Below are 14,946 nucleotides of genomic sequence, written 5' to 3'. Positions count from 1 at the left end.
TCTACTTCAGGGTGGCGTCGACGTAGAGCAGTTCACCAAAACTCGGTACATAGTCGTTGGGCGGCAGCCCGTAGCGCACGAACAGCTCCGAGGCGGTCGCGGCCGTCGTCTCCCAGCCGTGTGCGGCCAGATACGCCGGCGCCGGGGTGCGCTCGCCGATGTACACCAGATCGGCCAGGTTGATGTCGAAGCCGTGCCGCTGCCAACGTTCCGACGCCGTTCGCATCCGCTCCTCGATCTCGGCTCGGTCCAGGGCGCCGGGGTTGGCCGCCGTCTCGGTGGCGAACCGGCTGCCTGAAGCGCTGAGTGCGGTGACGTCGTCGAGCAGCCGGTTCTGCGCGTCGGGTGGTAGGTAGCCCAGCAGTCCCTCGGCGATCCAGGCCGCCGGCCGGTCCGGGTCGAACCCGGCGTCGCGCAGCGCGCCCGGCCAGTCGCTGCGCAGGTCGACCGCGAGGGCGCGGCGATCGGCCGTCGGCTCGGCGCCGAGCCCGGCGAGCGTGCGGGTCTTGAAGTCGACGACTGCGGGCTGGTCGATCTCGAACACGACGGTGGCCGCCGGCCACGGCAGCCGGTAGGCGCGCGAGTCCAGACCGGAGGCGAGGATGACGGCCTGGCGGATGCCGGCGTCGCCGGCCTGAAGGAAGAAATCGTCGAAGAACTTGGTGCGCACCGCGATCCCTTCGACGAAGCGCCGCGCGCCCGTCTCCGCGTCGTCGTCGACCTCGGCGAATGTGACCTCGCCGGTGGCCAGCTTGGTGAAGACGTCGACGCCGACTGCGGACACCAACGGCTCCGCAAACGGGTCGCTGATCAGCGGGTGCTCGGCCCGGCCCGCCGCGGCACGGGCCGCGGCGACCATCGTGGCGGTGACGCCCACGCTGGACGCAAGGTCCCAAGTGTCGTTCTCGGTGCGTGGCATCGGGCTCCTCATTACTTAGCTGATGTAACTGTACGCCGCTTTTCTGAGCGCCCTCTTCAGCGCACTGAAGGCAGTGCGCAACTGTTAGTCTCGTAGACTGTTTGTCGCCTGGTATCCGCCTGGGGTGGGAATCGGCGCGACCCGCAAAACCTGACAGACCCGACCAACCCGACGCTGGTGACCACCAGCTCATTGCATGCCGCCGACGCTCGGCTGCGCAGGAGGAAGAGTGCTTTCGGCTTTCATCTCGTCACTGCGGACAGCCGACCTGCGAAACAAGATCCTGTTCACGCTGGGAATCTTGCTGCTCTACCGGCTCGGCGCGTCGCTGCCGTCGCCGGGAGTCAACTACCAAAACGTCGACAAGTGCATCAACGAGCTGGCCGGCGGCGACAACGCCCAGATCTACTCGCTGATCAACCTGTTCTCCGGCGGTGCGCTGCTGCAGCTGTCGGTGTTCGCGGTGGGCGTGATGCCTTACATCACCGCCAGCATCATCGTGCAGCTGCTCACCGTGGTGATTCCGCGGTTCGAGGAGCTGCGCAAAGAGGGCCAGTCCGGCCAGACGAAGATGACGCAGTACACGCGCTACCTGGCGATCGCGCTGGCCATGCTCCAGGCCGGTGGCATCGTCGCCTTCGCGGGCAGCGGCAACCTGCTGCAAGGCTGCTCGGTGGGCCACGAGATCATCGCCGACCAGTCGATCTTCACGCTGGTGGTGATCACGCTGGTGATCACGGCCGGCGCCGCGCTGGTGATGTGGATGGGCGAGCTGATCACCGAACGTGGCATCGGCAACGGCATGTCGCTGCTAATCTTCGCCGGCATCGCGGCGCGCATCCCGGCCGAAGGCAAGAGCATCCTCGACTCGCGCGGGCCCGGCATCTTCGCCGCGGTGTGCGTGGCCGCGCTGGTGATCATCATCGGCGTGGTGTTCGTCGAGCAGGGCCAGCGCCGCATCCCGGTGCAGTACGCCAAGCGCATGGTCGGGCGGCGCATGTACGGCGGCACCTCCACCTATCTGCCGCTGAAGGTCAACCAGGCCGGCGTCATCCCGGTGATCTTCGCGTCGTCGCTGATCTACATCCCGCACCTGGTCACCCAGATCGTGCGCAGTCGCAGCGCCACACCGGGCACCAGCTGGTGGGAGAAGTTCGTCGGCAGCTATCTCGCCGACCCCAGCAACCCCGCCTACATCGCGATTTACTTCGGCCTGATCGTGTTCTTCACGTACTTCTACGTGTCGATCACGTTCAACCCGGATGAGCGAGCCGACGAGATGAAGAAGTTCGGCGGCTTCATCCCCGGCATCCGACCCGGCCGTCCGACCGCCGATTACCTGCGCTACGTGCTCAACCGGATCACGCTGCCCGGATCGATCTACCTGGGCGTCATCGCGGTCCTGCCCAATCTGTTCCTGGAGATCGGCAACAGCGGCGGCGCGCAGAACCTGCCGTTCGGCGGGACTGCGGTTCTGATCTTGATCGGCGTCGGGTTGGATACGGTCAAACAGATCGAAAGCCAACTGATGCAGCGCAACTACGAAGGATTCCTGAAGTGAGACTCGTTCTGCTCGGCCCGCCGGGCGCCGGTAAAGGGACGCAGGCGGCCAAGCTGGCCGAGAAGTTCGGGATCCCGCAGATCTCCACGGGCGACCTGTTCCGCAGCAACATCAGCGAGGGCACCGAGCTCGGGCTGGAGGCCAAACGGTACCTCGACGCCGGCGACTTGGTGCCCTCGGAGCTGACCAACGCCCTCGTGGAAAAGCGCATCGACGAACCCGACGCCGCCGAGGGGTTCATCCTGGACGGCTACCCGCGCTCCGTCGAGCAGGCGGAGGCGCTCACCCGGATGCTGGCCGACCGCGGCACCAAGCTGGACGCGGTGCTGGAATTCCGGGTCTGCGAGGAGGAGCTGCTCAAGCGGCTCAAGGACCGCGGCCGCGCCGACGACACCGAAGAGATCATCCACAACCGGATGAAGGTGTACCGCGACGAGACCGCACCGCTGCTGGAGTACTACGACGGAACCGTGAAGGCCGTCGACGCGGTCGGCACCATGGACGAGGTCTTCGCCAGGGCGTTGCGCGCCCTCGGTAAGTGACGTGATCGCGCTGCCGGGACTGCGCAACCGCAAGGTCGTCCCGCACCGCAGCGCGGGTGAACTCGACGCGATGGCCGCTGCCGGGTCGCTGGTGGCTGCCGCACTTCGTGCCGTGCAGGCGGCCGCCGAGCCGGGAGTGTCGACGCACGACCTCGACCAGGTCGCCGAAGCGGTGATCCGCGACGGCGGCGGCATCCCGTCGTTCCTCGGCTACCACGGCTATCCGGCCACCATCTGCTCGTCGGTGAACGACCGCGTGGTGCACGGCATCCCGTCGCCGACCGAGATCCTGGCCGCGGGCGACCTGGTCTCGATCGACTGCGGTGCGATCGTCGACGGCTGGCACGGCGACGCCGCCGTGACGTTCGGCGTGGGCGAGCTGACTGCCGTCGACGCCGCGCTCTCACAGGCCACCCGGGAGTCGCTGGAAGCGGGGATCGCCGCGATGGTGCCCGGCAACCGGCTCACCGACGTGTCGCATGCCGTCGAGCAGGCCACCCACGCCGCCGAGGCGCGCTACGACCGCGCGTTCGGCATCGTCGAGGGGTACGGCGGCCACGGCATCGGGCGGCGCATGCACATGGATCCGTTCCTGCCCAACGAGGGCGCACCCGGCCGCGGGCCGTACCTGGCGTCCGGGTCGGTGCTGGCGATCGAGCCGATGCTGACTCTGGGCACCACGAAGACCGTCATCCTCGACGACCGGTGGACCGTCGTGACCGCCGACGGCTCGCGTGCGGCGCACTGGGAGCACACCGTGGCCGCCACCGACGACGGGCCGCGGATCCTGACGCTGTAGCAGCGCTGTAGCAGCGCTGTAGCAGCGCTGTAGCACGCTGTAGCAGCGTCCACCAGCTGCCCCGAGCCGAATCGCTGAAAACCCTACGAGCTGCGCGTTCGTGGGCCTAAGAATGAACCGGAATACCGCCAACGTCGTGTCACAGACGGAGGTTGGTAATGGACGACCCAGAAGCCGCCATGATGCGGGCGCTCTACGACGAGCACGCCGCGGCGCTGTGGCGTTACGCCTTGCGGCTTACTGGGGACAGGGCTCGTGCGGAGGATGTGGTGCAAGAGACGCTGCTGCGCGCGTGGCGTCATCCCGAGGTGACGGGAGACGCCGAGCGATCGGCGCGGGCATGGCTGTTCACGGTCGCGCGCAATCTCGTCATCGACGAGCGGCGCAGCGCGCGGTACCGCAGCGAGTCGAGCAGCCCCGACATCCAGAACCTGCCCGACCGTGCCGGGCCCGACGAGGTGGACTCCGCGCTGGACCGGCTGCTTTTGGCCACCGCGCTGAGTCAGCTCACCGACGAACATCGCGCGGTGATCCGGCGGGCCTATTACCAGGGCTGGAGCACCGCCCAGATCGCAACGGACTTACAGATAGCGGAGGGCACCGTGAAATCCCGCCTTCACTACGCCGTGCGGGCGTTGCGGCTCAATCTGCAGGAAATGGGGGTGACACGGTGACGCAATTCGGTTTTCCCCAGGGTGACGTGGCCGACGGCGACCGCTACGTGACGTGGGATGCGGCCTACGTCCTTGGTTCGCTGTCCAGCAACGACCGTCGTGAATACGAGGCGCACCTGGAAACCTGCGCGCGCTGTCGCGCCGCCGTCGCGGAAATCAGCGGCATTCCGGCTCTGCTGGCCAAGCTGGATCTCGAAGACGTCCGCGCGCTCGACGACGCGCAGCCCGAGCCGCCGCTGCGGCCCGAGGTCCTCGACTCGGTGCTGGACAAGGTGCGCTGGCGGCGCAGGCGTTCGCGCTGGCTCACCTCCGCGGCGGTGGGGCTGGCGGCCGCGCTGCTCGCGGTGGCGGTGATGATCGCGATCCGGCCCGAAACGGTGGGATCGCAGAACGACTCTCCGCAGACCACCGCCCAGGGCCTGGAGATGAAGCATGTGTCCGACACGACGATCAACGCCAGCATCACGATGACCTCGTTCAGCTGGGGCACCCGCATCGACATGGCCTGCTCCTACGGCGACTGGGGCAACAGCGGCAGCACCCAGCCGCAGACTCTGGGGATGGTCGTCGTGGGCCGCGACGGCAGTCGCACACAGGTCGCGACATGGCTCGGGCTCTCCGGCGCGACGGCGCTGCCGAGTGCCAACACTCCGCTGCCGAAGGACGAAATCGCTGCGGTGCAACTGGTTTCGGCCGACAACGATCGCGTTCTACTCGAAAGCCGGCTGTGATCCCGTTCACTGCGTGAACCCATCGCCATGACGGGTCGTGTACTTGTCAGGCGCTACGCAAGGCAGGTGGGTTCATGGCAAGGCAGTACCGGGTGGTCGACCACATCGTCGAACATCTCGCCGCCATCGGGATCACCCACCTCTTCGGCGTCGACGGCGCGAACATCGAAGACCTCTACGACGCCGCGCATTTCCGGCCGGACATCACCGCGGTGCTGGCCAAGCACGAGTTCTCGGCAGCCACCATGGCCGACGGCTACAGCCGCAGCGGCGCAGGCTTGGGCGTGGTGGCGGCCACCTCCGGCGGCGGCTCGCTGAACGTGGTGCCCGGCCTGGGAGAGGCGCTGGCCAGCCGGGTTCCTGTGCTGGCCCTGATCGGCCAGCCGCCCACGGCGCTCGACGGCCGCGGCAGCTTCCAGGACACCAGCGGCCGCAACGGCGCCTTGGACGCACACGCTCTGTTCTCGGCGGTGTCGGTGTACTGCGAACGGGTCACCACGCCCGCGGCCATCATGCCCGCGTTGACCCGTGCGATCGCCGCAGCCCGCACCGGCGGCCCGGCAGTTCTGTTGCTGCCCAAAGACATTCAGCAGGCCAAGATCAACTGCACACCGCCGGGCGACCCGGGCTCGCAGCACCAGATCGGCGATCCGCATCCGATCGCGCGCGCGTTGCGCCGTGCGGTCGGGCCGGTGACGATCATCGCCGGCGAGCAGGTGGCCCGCGACGACGCCCGCGCCGAACTCGAACAGCTGCGTGCGGTGCTGCGCGCGCGGGTCGCCACGGTGCCCGACGCCAAAGACACGGCGGGCGTTCCCGGGCTCGGCTCGTCGTCAGCTCTCGGGGTGACCGGCGTGATGGGGCATCCGGGTGTCGCCGACGCGGTGGCGCGCAGCGGGCTGTGCCTGCTGGTGGGCACCAGGCTGTCGGTCACCTCCCGCGCGGGACTCGACGACGTGCTGGCGTCGGTTCCCACGGTCTCGCTGGGCTCGGCGCCGCCATACCTGCCGTGCACGCACGTGCACACCGACGACTTGCGCGGCTCGCTGACGCTGCTCACCTTGGCGCTCGCCGGCTCCGGCAGGCCGGTGGGAATCCGCGTGCCCGATTCCGTTGGGCGCAGCCAACTCTCGCCGCCCCCATATGACGGACCCGGTATTCGGTACCGCGACGCGATGGCCGTCCTGGACAAGGCATTGCCTGCCGGCGTCGACGTGGTCGTCGACGCCGGCAACACCGGTGCGGCGGCGATCCACTATCTGCCGGTCCGTCGCGACGGCCGGTTCCTGGTGGCGCTGGGCATGGGCGGCATGGGCTACAGCTTCGGCGCGGGTATCGGCATGGCGTTCGCTCGACGCCGCCGGACCGTGGTGATCGCCGGCGACGGCTCGTTCTTCATGCACGGCATGGAGATTCACACCGCCCTGCAATACGGGCTGCCGGTGACGCTGGTGTTGTTCAACAACAATGCGCACGCGATGTGCGTGACCCGCGAACAGCTGTTCTACGACGACCTCTACAGCTACAACAGGTTTCGGCCGGCCAACCTCGGCGCCGGGCTGGCCGCGATGTTTCCCGAGTTGCCTTCCGTCGACGTGGCCGACACCGCCCACTTCGCCGATGCTGTGCGCGCCGCGCTGAGCGTCGACGGGCCGTCGGTGGTGAGCGTGCAATGCGCCGCCGACGAGATGCCGCCGTTCGCGCCGTTCCTCACCGCCGCCGCATCCAAAACCCAAGGCGTCAACAATCATTCGATTCCGAAGGAGAACCCACGCGATGTCGTTGCCAGCACTTGAGGACATCACCTCCCATCACCTTGCCGAAACCGGTGCCGCTGGCCCGATCGAGGGCCTGATCCGGATCGAGACCACTCCCAAAGAGAAGGCCACCCCGCTGATCATGGAACAGATGCGGTCGGTCTACCCGCACGACGTGGTGTTCGGCCAATACTGCACCGTCAACGACTACATCGACTGCCCGCCCGGCGAGTTGTTCGACTACATGGCCGACACCCGCAGCCTCGAAGAGTGGACCTACAGCTTGCGCGGCTTCGCCCCGACGGAGGAACCGGGCCTGTGGATCGCGCACGACAAACTCGGAGCGGGCACCGGATCACAGCCTGGCAGTGCGATTTTCACTCGCACCGTGGCCAACGCGCAAGCGCGCACCGTCGACTATCACTGCGCGTGGGACCAGGGCAAGCACCTGTGGATGATCTACCTGATGCGCATTGTCGACGCGCAGCTGGTGTTCGACAAACCAGGCTCGGTGGTGTTGTGGACCAACTGCCATCACCCGTTCTACGACAAGAATCCCTATCCGGAGACCGCGCCGCCGAAGCGGCCGGTGTGGGTGGGCGATTTCTGGGACATGTTCGGCCCCGGGCATCTGCTCGAGCTCAAGAACCTCAAGGCGATTGCCGAATATCGCCATCACAACGGCCTGCCGGTGACCCCGGACTGGATGAGATGAGGATCCGATGAGCAGTATTCCCGTCAGCCTGGTCGACGTGTCGACGTACCTTCCCGGGGCGCCGATACCCGCCGACTACTACGCGCAGTTCGCCGAATCGGACGACTTGCGCGACAACGTGATGTTCCGGGCGCCCAAGTTCCGTCATCACGTCGGCAAGGACGAGACCGCGACCGACATGATCGAGCGGGCCGCCGCCGGACTGATCGCCCGCCACGGCGAAGACGCAGTCACCGGCGCCGACGTCTTGCTGACGCACACCCAGCTGCCCGACATCCCCGTCTTCGGCTGCGGCAGCGGCGTCGCCGATCGCCTCGGTATGCGCCCGGAGTGGGTCCTCGACCTGCACAACGGCGGATGTGCGGTGTTCGTGCTGATGATCAAGCTCGCGCGTCAGCTGCTGACCTCGGGCGCAGGACGATCCGCGCTGCTGTGCATCGCGCAGAATTCGGCCGGAAAGGTGTTCGACCAAGACAGGGTCCGCACGAAGGCGCAGGCAGCGGTTCCCGGAGACGGCGCGGCGGTCGCGTTGGTGACGGTGTCGGATTCGTCGCCCGTGCTCGACGTCGAGTGCCGCACGTACGGCGAGTATTCGGCCGACATGACGATCTCCTTCGACGTGCCGCGCAGGTGGTGGGAAGCCGGGCCAGGACAGGGCAGCGTCGGCTTCACGGAAGGCAAGATCACCAAGGTGCTGGCGCGGGGCAACCGGCTGGTGCCCGAGGTGTCCTACGCCGTCTGCGACCGAATCGGCTTGCAGCCCAGAGAGATCGACGTGCTCGTGACGAACCAGCCCAACCGGGCATTCCTGCGCAACTGGCGCGAAGCGCTCGAGCTGCCGCGAGAGCGGCACGTGGACACGTTTGATCGGTGCGGCAACCTCTTCGGTGCCGGGATTCCGGTGAACCTGGATCGGGCGATCTCTGACGGCCGGCTTACGAAAGGCGACGTGGTAATGATGTCGGGGTTCGCGCACGCCGGTGACTTCGCCGGCGCTGCGGCAGTGCGGTGGGGCGGCCGGGACTGATGGCGTTTCCCCAGCACGAGACCACCGTCGCCGAGGTCGTCGGGGCGCTGCCGGACGCCGTCGATCCATATGCGTTGTCGCTCAACGAAAATCCGTTCCCGCCGCTACCCGCCGTGCGTGCCGCTCTCGTGAAGGCAATCGACGTTGCGAACCGCTATCCGGAGTTTCTGCCGCTGCAGCTTCGCAGCCTGATCGCGGGCCGGGTCCATGTCCGGGAGGACCAGGTAGTGCTCGGTGCGGGGGCGATGGGCGTGGTGTTGCAGCTGCTGCAGGCGGTGACGCGGCCCGGTGAAAAGATCGTGATGACGTCACCGACGTTCGACGGCTACCCGATCTTCGCGCAGATCGCGGGGCTGGTGTCGGTGACCGTGCCGCTGGATTCGCACGGGCATCATGACCTCGACGCGCTCGCCGACGCGGCGCGCACCGCGAAGGTGGTCGTGCTGTGCCGGCCACACAACCCGTCGGGAACCCTGGAGCCGGCAGCCGACGTGGTGAGGTTTGTGCGGCGCGTGCCGTCGGACACCCTGGTACTGCTCGACGAGGCCTACGTCGAGTTCGTCGCACCCGAACACCGCCTCGACGCACCGGCGCTCGTGCGGCAGTTTCCGAATGTGTTTGTGCTGCGGACTTTTTCGAAGGCGTATGGACTCGCCGGACTGCGTATCGGATACGGGTTCGGCGCACCCGAGCTGGCCAAGCGGCTGTGTACGCTACAGCTGCCGTTCGGCGTCGGCATCACCAGCGCGGTCGCGGTGGCAGCGTCCTATGAGGCGGAAAATCAACTGTGCCAACGCATCCGGTTCATCTCCGCCGAGCGGTGCTATCTGCAGCGGCGGCTTCGGGCGCTGGGTGTCTACAGCTATGACGCGCATGCGAACTTCGTATACCTGCCCGCCCGCGTCGGACGCAGCTGGCGCGAGGTGTTCGAACCGGCCGGCGTGCGGGCCCGGCATTACGCCGACGGGGGAGTGCGGGTGACGGTCGGGGGGCGTGCGTCGACGCGCGCGGTGCTGGCCGCGGTGTCCGCCGTCGTCGCGTGACGCGACGCACGAGCAGAGCGACCGTGGCTACGTGTCGACGACCGCCGGTGTGCGGTATGAAGAGGCGTGCCTTCGCAGAAGCGCGACCCGATCGCCCAGGCGCGCGCCAACTGGCAGCGCGCCGGGTGGGGTGACGTCGCCGACGGGATGGTGGCCGTCACGTCGGTGATGCGGGCGCACCAGATTCTGCTGGCCCGTGTCGAGAACGCGTTGCGCCCCTACGATCTGAGCTTCTCGCGGTTCGAGCTGCTGCGTCTGCTGGCGTTCAGCCGCACCGGCGCACTGCCGATCGGCAAGGCATCAGACCTGCTGCAGGTGCACGTCACCAGCGTGACCCATGCGATCCGGCGGCTGGAGGCAGCCGGGCTGGTCGAGCGGGTCCCGCATCCCACCGACGGGCGCACCACGCTGGTTCAGATCACTGCGGTGGGCCGTTCGACCGTCGAGGAGGCGACGGTCACGCTCAACAAAGAGGTGTTCGCCGACATCGGGATGTCGCCTGCGGAGTCGCAGGCGCTGTCCGCGTCGATCGAGACGCTGCGCCGCCACGCCGGCGACTTCTAGGCGGGTGTCGGAAGCGGGATCGTCGCGGTGACTGCGGTTCCGGCGCCGGGCCGTGACCGGATGTTGAGCCGGCCGCCGACGATCTCGGCCCGTTCGGCCATCGACAGCAGCCCGTAGCCGCCCATCTCGTCGCTGCCCAGCGGATTCTCGAACGTGTCGAACCCGACGCCGTCGTCGACGATCTCCAGCCGCGCGATCCCGTCCTCCACGGCGAACGTCAGCCTGGCGGTGCTGGCCTTGGCATGCTTGACCACGTTCTGCAGGCACTCCTGCGCGATGCGGTACAACGCCAGCTCGATGTGGTCGGGCAGCCGGGTGTTGTCCAGGTGCACGTCGAGGTCGATCTGAGGGATCGACCGGGCCAGGCTGGCCAGCCCGCCGGCCAGCCCGAGATCGTCGAGCACCGGCGGTCGCAGACCTCCGATCGCCGCTCGGGCCTCCTGCAGCGTCAGATCGGCGAGCTCCCGCGCCTTCTCCAGCTGCTCGGCGACCGCGTCGGCGTCGTTGCCGACGGCGCGCTGCGCGGCGTCGAGGCGGTACGACAGCGTGATCAGCCGCTGGCTGATTCCGTCGTGGATGTCCGCGGCCAGCCGGCGACGCTCCAGCTCCTGCGCCTCGATCACCTGCTCGACGAAGTTCTCGTGCGCGCGTTCGCGGGCCACCAGTTGGCGGTGCAGCCGCGCCTGGTGCAGCGCGCCCGCGATGAGCCGGCCGATCACCAGCAGCAGCTGCACGTCGCGGTCGGTGAACTTACGCCGCGCGACCGTGTGCACGTTCAACACGCCGACCAGCCCGCCGGGGTCGGTCTCCATGGGCACCGAGACCATCGACGTGAAGTCGCGGCCGCGCAGCGACTGGAACGGCAGGTAGCGCGGATCGGATTCTTTGTTCTCGGTGATCACCACCGGTTCGCGATGGCTGGCCACCCATCCGGAGATACCGGAGCCCAGCGGCAGCCTGATTTTGCCGACCTGGCTGTCGAACGGCGGCGTCGCGCCGGTCAGCGTCAACGACTGGTTGGTGTCGTCGAGCACGTGCACGAAGCACACGTCGGTGCCGGTGGCGGCGGTGATCATCCGGGCCGCGGCCGCAGCCAGCGGTTCCACACCCGGGCCGCTGGATGCCGCCTGGATCAATTCCCGCAGCAGAGCCAGTTCACGGTCGGCCCCTAACTTGTACTGGCCGAGGTCGCGGACCGCCCGGGGCCGCGTCATTGGTAGATGCCCTCGCGCAGTGCGGTCGCCACCGCGCCGGTGCGGTCGCTGACGCCGAGCTTGCGGTAGATCGACCGCAGATGACTTTTGACGGTCTCGTCACCGATCACCAGCTTGTTGGCGATGCCGCGGTTGGACAACCCGCTGACGACGTACGACAGGATCTCGCTCTCACGCTGGGTCAAGCCGTGGCGCGCGCCGGGCCAGAATTCGTCACGCTGCATGCGTGCGGCGGTGTCGACGGCGCGCGCGGCCATGCCGGGGTCGATCGCGGTTTCGCCTCTGTGGACGAATTCGAGTTGGCGGACGAGCTCGTCGCTGCTGATGCTCTTCAGCAGGTAACCCGACGCCCCAACCCGCAGCGCCTGGAAGAGGTATTGCTCGTCGTCATAGACCGACAGCATCACGACCTTACGATCCGGGTCCTTGGCACGCAGCGTCTGGCACAGGTCCAGCCCGCTGGAGCCCTGCATGCGCACGTCGCACAGCACGATGTCCGGGCCGAGCTCTTCGATCACGGGCAGCGCACGCTCGGCGCCCACGGCCTGGCCGACGACTGCGACGCGGTCGGCGAACGCGGCCAGCATCGCCTTGAGGCCCTCGATCACCATCTCGTGATCGTCGACCAGCACGATGCGCACCGGTCCCGAAGGCTCTGTGCCGTCACGCATGCGAAAACAATAGAGCCGGGGGAGTGGCAACCGCCTGCACAATCCCCCTTGCGGGGGATGTCGCGGCGGCCCGGCCGTCAGATTCTGATGACATGCCGGGCCAGACTCTTGCAGCGAGGTCGTTTTGGTGGGACCGATCCACCGACGTCGACGTGAATCCGTTGGCCGCGGTGATCTTCGACCTCGATGCGATGGCCGAACTCGGTGCAGACGGCGAACTGGCGCCGCGTCCTGGTCTGATCGACTTGGTGATGAGTCTGTTCGTCGCGGGCGTGTGGGTCGGAGTTGTCAGCATGAAGCGTCGGGCCGAGGTGGAGCCGCTGGTGCGTGATCTGATCGGGGACGGGCTCGTCGAGACGATCGTCACGATCGACGACATCGACTCCAGTGCGGACGACGTCGAATCGGCTCTCTACGCATCGGCGCTGTGGGAGTTCGGCATCGAGGCCGGAAGTGCGTTGGCTGTGGTCGCTCCATCGGGCGCCGCCGCCGCCGCCGACGCCGGCCTGGCCGCGGTGTCGACGGATTTCGACGAGCTCGACAGTGCGGCCGCTTGCAAACGGGTTCACCGCCGCAGCTGGACCACGCAAAAGCGAGCCGCCTGACTCGGGAGCCTCCGCGACTGTGCGTCCTCGTACGCGTTGATCGGCGTGTCGCGTGCGGGACTGCACACTCGGCGAGGGGCTAGGTGCCCCGCAGCATCTCGATCACCGCACTGAAGTCCTTGGCGGCGTTGGACTCGGCGGACCTGATGAACTCGGCGTAGATCTCGGCGGCATGGCTACCCAGCGGCGCGGACGCGCCGGTCGAGCGCACCGCGGCCATCGCCAAACCCAAGTCCTTGTTCATCAGCGCGGTGGCGAATCCGGGCTTGAAGTCGTTGTTGGCCGGCGACGTCGGAACCGGGCCTGGCACAGGGCAATTCGTATGCACCGCCCAGCAGTTCCCGGTGGCACCGGTGATCACGTCGAACAGCGACTGCGCCGACAGCCCCAGCTTCTCTGCGAGCACAAACGCCTCGCCGATCGCGATTTGCTGCACCGCCAGGACCATGTTGTTGCACAACTTGGCGGCCTGGCCCGTGCCGGACGGTCCGCAGTGAATGATCTTGCCCGCCAAAGGCTCTAGCACCGGCCGGGCGCGTGCCACAGCGTCGTCCTCGCCGCCGACCATGAACGCCAGCGTGCCCGCCGTCGCGCCCTTGACTCCGCCCGAAACCGGGGCGTCCAGTTGCGCGAACCCGCGCTCGACGGCTTGCGCATGAATCGTGCGGGCGTCGTCGACCGAGATCGTCGACGTGTCGATCAACAGCGCACCCGGCTTCGCGGCGGGGAGAACCTCTGCGTAGCAAGCCTTCACGACCTCACCGTTGGGCAGCGAGGTGATCACCACCTCGGCGTCGGCGACGGCAGAGGCGCCGTTGTCGAACACCTGCGCGCCCTTGTCGGCGGCGGCAGATTTCAGCGCGGGCACCGGGTCGAAGCCGTGCACGGTATGCCCGGCCGCCACCAGATTCGCCGCCATCGGGCCGCCCATGTTGCCCAGGCCGAGGAACGCAATCGTCGTCATCAGTTCTGCCCCTTTACCCGAGCGGCCTCAGCGCGCCCGATGACCACTCGCATGATTTCATTGGTGCCTTCGAGGATGCGGTGCACACGCAGGTCGCGGACGATCTTCTCGAGACCGTACTCGCGCAGGTAGCCGTACCCGCCGTGCAGTTGCAGTGCCTGGTCGGCCACCTCGTAGCACGCGTCGGTGACGTAGCGCTTGGCCATCGCGCACAGTGCCACCTTGTCCGGCTCGTCGTCGTCGAGCGCTGCTGCCGCACGCCACAACAACATTTGCGACGACTCCAGGGCAGTGGCCATGTCGGCCAGCGTGAACCGGATGGTGGGCTCGTCGAGCAGGCTGATGCCGAACGCCTCGCGGTCGCGCACGTAGGCGGCGGCCTTGTCGTAGGCGGCCTGCGCGCCGCCCAACGAGCACGCTGCGATGTTGATCCGGCCACCGTTGAGCCCGTTCATCGCGATCCCGAAGCCGGTGCCCTCGCCGTCGGCGCCGCCGAGCATCGCGTCCGCCGGCACCCGCACTCCGTCCATGATCACTTGCGCCGTCGGCTGTGCGTGCCAGCCCATCTTGTGCTCCTGGGCACCGAAACTCAGTCCGCGCGTACCGTTTTCGACGATGAACGCCGAAATGCCGCGCGGGCCTTCACCTCCGGTGCGGGCCATCACCACGTAGACGTCGGATCTGCCGCCTCCGGAGATGAACTGCTTGACGCCGTCGAGAACGTAGTCCGATCCGTCGCGGCGGGCTTTGGTGCGCAGCGCCGCGGCGTCGGACCCGGCCGACGGCTCGGTGAGGCAGTAGCTGGCGACGGCCTCCATCGACGCCAGCCGCGGCACCCACGTCTTGCGTTGTTCGCGAGTGCCGTAGCGGTCGATCATCCACGCGCACATGTTGTGGATCGACAGGAATGCAGCGGTGGTGGGATCGGCCATGGCCAGTTGTTCGAAGATCCGCACCGCGTCCAGCCGGCGCAGTGCGCTGCCGCCGACGTCCTCGCTGCAGTAGATTGCCGCCATCCCCAGTTCTGCGGCTTCGCGCAGCTCGGCGAGCGGAAAGTGGTCGGTGGCGTCCCACTCCAGTGCATGCGGCGCAAGGCGTTTGGCGGCGAACGCCGCGGCCGTCTGGATGATGACGCGCTCGTCGTCGTCGAGGCGGAACAC

General features: G+C 67.8%; 16 protein-coding genes. 11 read left to right on the top strand and 5 right to left on the bottom strand.

Annotated elements, in window-relative coordinates; translation table 11 throughout:
* Position 1: 1 nt before the first annotated feature.
* The gene (locus AC5Y4C_RS02290) at positions 2 to 919 is read right to left on the bottom strand and encodes an SAM-dependent methyltransferase (protein WP_499912219.1); all 918 of its coding nucleotides are present in this window, start codon (positions 917 to 919) and stop codon (positions 2 to 4) included.
* Between the two features lie 229 nt (positions 920 to 1,148).
* On the opposite strand from AC5Y4C_RS02290, the gene secY reads away from it, so the two are divergent.
* The 10 genes from secY (at position 1,149) to AC5Y4C_RS02240 (ending at position 10,332) form a co-directional block, all read left to right on the top strand.
* Positions 1,149 to 2,480: a preprotein translocase subunit SecY gene (gene secY / locus AC5Y4C_RS02285; RefSeq protein ID WP_499912217.1), complete on the top strand. Its 1,332-nt coding sequence runs from the start codon at positions 1,149 to 1,151 to the stop codon at positions 2,478 to 2,480.
* A complete protein-coding gene (locus AC5Y4C_RS02280) occupies positions 2,477 to 3,022 on the top strand; it encodes an adenylate kinase (RefSeq protein WP_499912215.1) in 546 nt (181 codons plus the stop codon). Before secY ends, AC5Y4C_RS02280 begins: the two co-directional genes overlap by 4 nt.
* A 1-nt stretch (position 3,023) precedes the next feature.
* Positions 3,024 to 3,821 (top strand): type I methionyl aminopeptidase, encoded by a 798-nt coding sequence (map, locus tag AC5Y4C_RS02275; RefSeq protein ID WP_499951867.1) that lies wholly within the window; start codon positions 3,024 to 3,026, stop codon positions 3,819 to 3,821.
* A gap of 158 nt (positions 3,822 to 3,979) precedes the next feature.
* Entirely contained in the window at positions 3,980 to 4,495 is a 516-nt protein-coding gene (locus tag AC5Y4C_RS02270) for a sigma-70 family RNA polymerase sigma factor (protein WP_499951865.1), read from the top strand.
* The gene (locus AC5Y4C_RS02265; protein WP_499912210.1) at positions 4,492 to 5,226 is read left to right on the top strand and encodes an anti-sigma factor family protein; all 735 of its coding nucleotides are present in this window, start codon (positions 4,492 to 4,494) and stop codon (positions 5,224 to 5,226) included. The genes AC5Y4C_RS02270 and AC5Y4C_RS02265 overlap by 4 nt, the downstream gene beginning before the upstream one ends.
* Before the next feature lie 74 nt (positions 5,227 to 5,300).
* The gene (locus tag AC5Y4C_RS02260; RefSeq protein WP_499951863.1) at positions 5,301 to 7,022 is read left to right on the top strand and encodes a thiamine pyrophosphate-binding protein; all 1,722 of its coding nucleotides are present in this window, start codon (positions 5,301 to 5,303) and stop codon (positions 7,020 to 7,022) included.
* Entirely contained in the window at positions 7,003 to 7,698 is a 696-nt protein-coding gene (locus AC5Y4C_RS02255) for an SRPBCC family protein (RefSeq protein ID WP_499951862.1), read from the top strand. Before AC5Y4C_RS02260 ends, AC5Y4C_RS02255 begins: the two co-directional genes overlap by 20 nt.
* A 7-nt stretch (positions 7,699 to 7,705) precedes the next feature.
* Positions 7,706 to 8,725 (top strand): 3-oxoacyl-ACP synthase III family protein, encoded by a 1,020-nt coding sequence (locus tag AC5Y4C_RS02250; protein WP_499951860.1) that lies wholly within the window; start codon positions 7,706 to 7,708, stop codon positions 8,723 to 8,725.
* Complete coding sequence (locus AC5Y4C_RS02245; RefSeq protein ID WP_499951858.1) at positions 8,725 to 9,768, top strand: aminotransferase class I/II-fold pyridoxal phosphate-dependent enzyme; 1,044 nt, start codon at positions 8,725 to 8,727, stop codon at positions 9,766 to 9,768. The genes AC5Y4C_RS02250 and AC5Y4C_RS02245 overlap by 1 nt, the downstream gene beginning before the upstream one ends.
* Positions 9,769 to 9,834: 66 nt before the next feature.
* The gene (locus tag AC5Y4C_RS02240) at positions 9,835 to 10,332 is read left to right on the top strand and encodes a MarR family winged helix-turn-helix transcriptional regulator (RefSeq protein WP_499951856.1); all 498 of its coding nucleotides are present in this window, start codon (positions 9,835 to 9,837) and stop codon (positions 10,330 to 10,332) included.
* Here the strand turns inward: AC5Y4C_RS02240 and AC5Y4C_RS02235 are convergent.
* Both AC5Y4C_RS02235 and AC5Y4C_RS02230 read right to left on the bottom strand, forming a co-directional pair.
* A complete protein-coding gene (locus AC5Y4C_RS02235; RefSeq protein ID WP_499965010.1) occupies positions 10,329 to 11,546 on the bottom strand; it encodes a GAF domain-containing sensor histidine kinase in 1,218 nt (405 codons plus the stop codon). The genes AC5Y4C_RS02240 and AC5Y4C_RS02235 overlap by 4 nt on opposite strands.
* Positions 11,543 to 12,217 (bottom strand): response regulator, encoded by a 675-nt coding sequence (locus tag AC5Y4C_RS02230; protein WP_499912195.1) that lies wholly within the window; start codon positions 12,215 to 12,217, stop codon positions 11,543 to 11,545. Before AC5Y4C_RS02230 ends, AC5Y4C_RS02235 begins: the two co-directional genes overlap by 4 nt.
* 92 nt (positions 12,218 to 12,309) lie before the next feature.
* Between AC5Y4C_RS02230 and AC5Y4C_RS02225 the strand changes: the two genes are divergently transcribed.
* Positions 12,310 to 12,822 (top strand): HAD family hydrolase, encoded by a 513-nt coding sequence (locus AC5Y4C_RS02225; RefSeq protein WP_499965008.1) that lies wholly within the window; start codon positions 12,310 to 12,312, stop codon positions 12,820 to 12,822.
* 79 nt (positions 12,823 to 12,901) lie between these two features.
* Here the strand turns inward: AC5Y4C_RS02225 and mmsB are convergent, their stop codons facing one another.
* Both mmsB and AC5Y4C_RS02215 read right to left on the bottom strand, forming a co-directional pair.
* The gene (mmsB, locus tag AC5Y4C_RS02220) at positions 12,902 to 13,786 is read right to left on the bottom strand and encodes a 3-hydroxyisobutyrate dehydrogenase (protein ID WP_499912188.1); all 885 of its coding nucleotides are present in this window, start codon (positions 13,784 to 13,786) and stop codon (positions 12,902 to 12,904) included.
* The gene (locus AC5Y4C_RS02215) at positions 13,786 to 14,946 is read right to left on the bottom strand and encodes an acyl-CoA dehydrogenase family protein (protein ID WP_499965006.1); all 1,161 of its coding nucleotides are present in this window, start codon (positions 14,944 to 14,946) and stop codon (positions 13,786 to 13,788) included. The genes mmsB and AC5Y4C_RS02215 overlap by 1 nt, the downstream gene beginning before the upstream one ends.

The sequence above is a fragment of the Mycobacterium sp. NGS35 genome, from assembly GCF_059812855.1.
The sequence above is the reverse complement of the archived record's forward strand: the minus strand, read 5'-3'. Positions and strand labels throughout refer to the sequence as shown.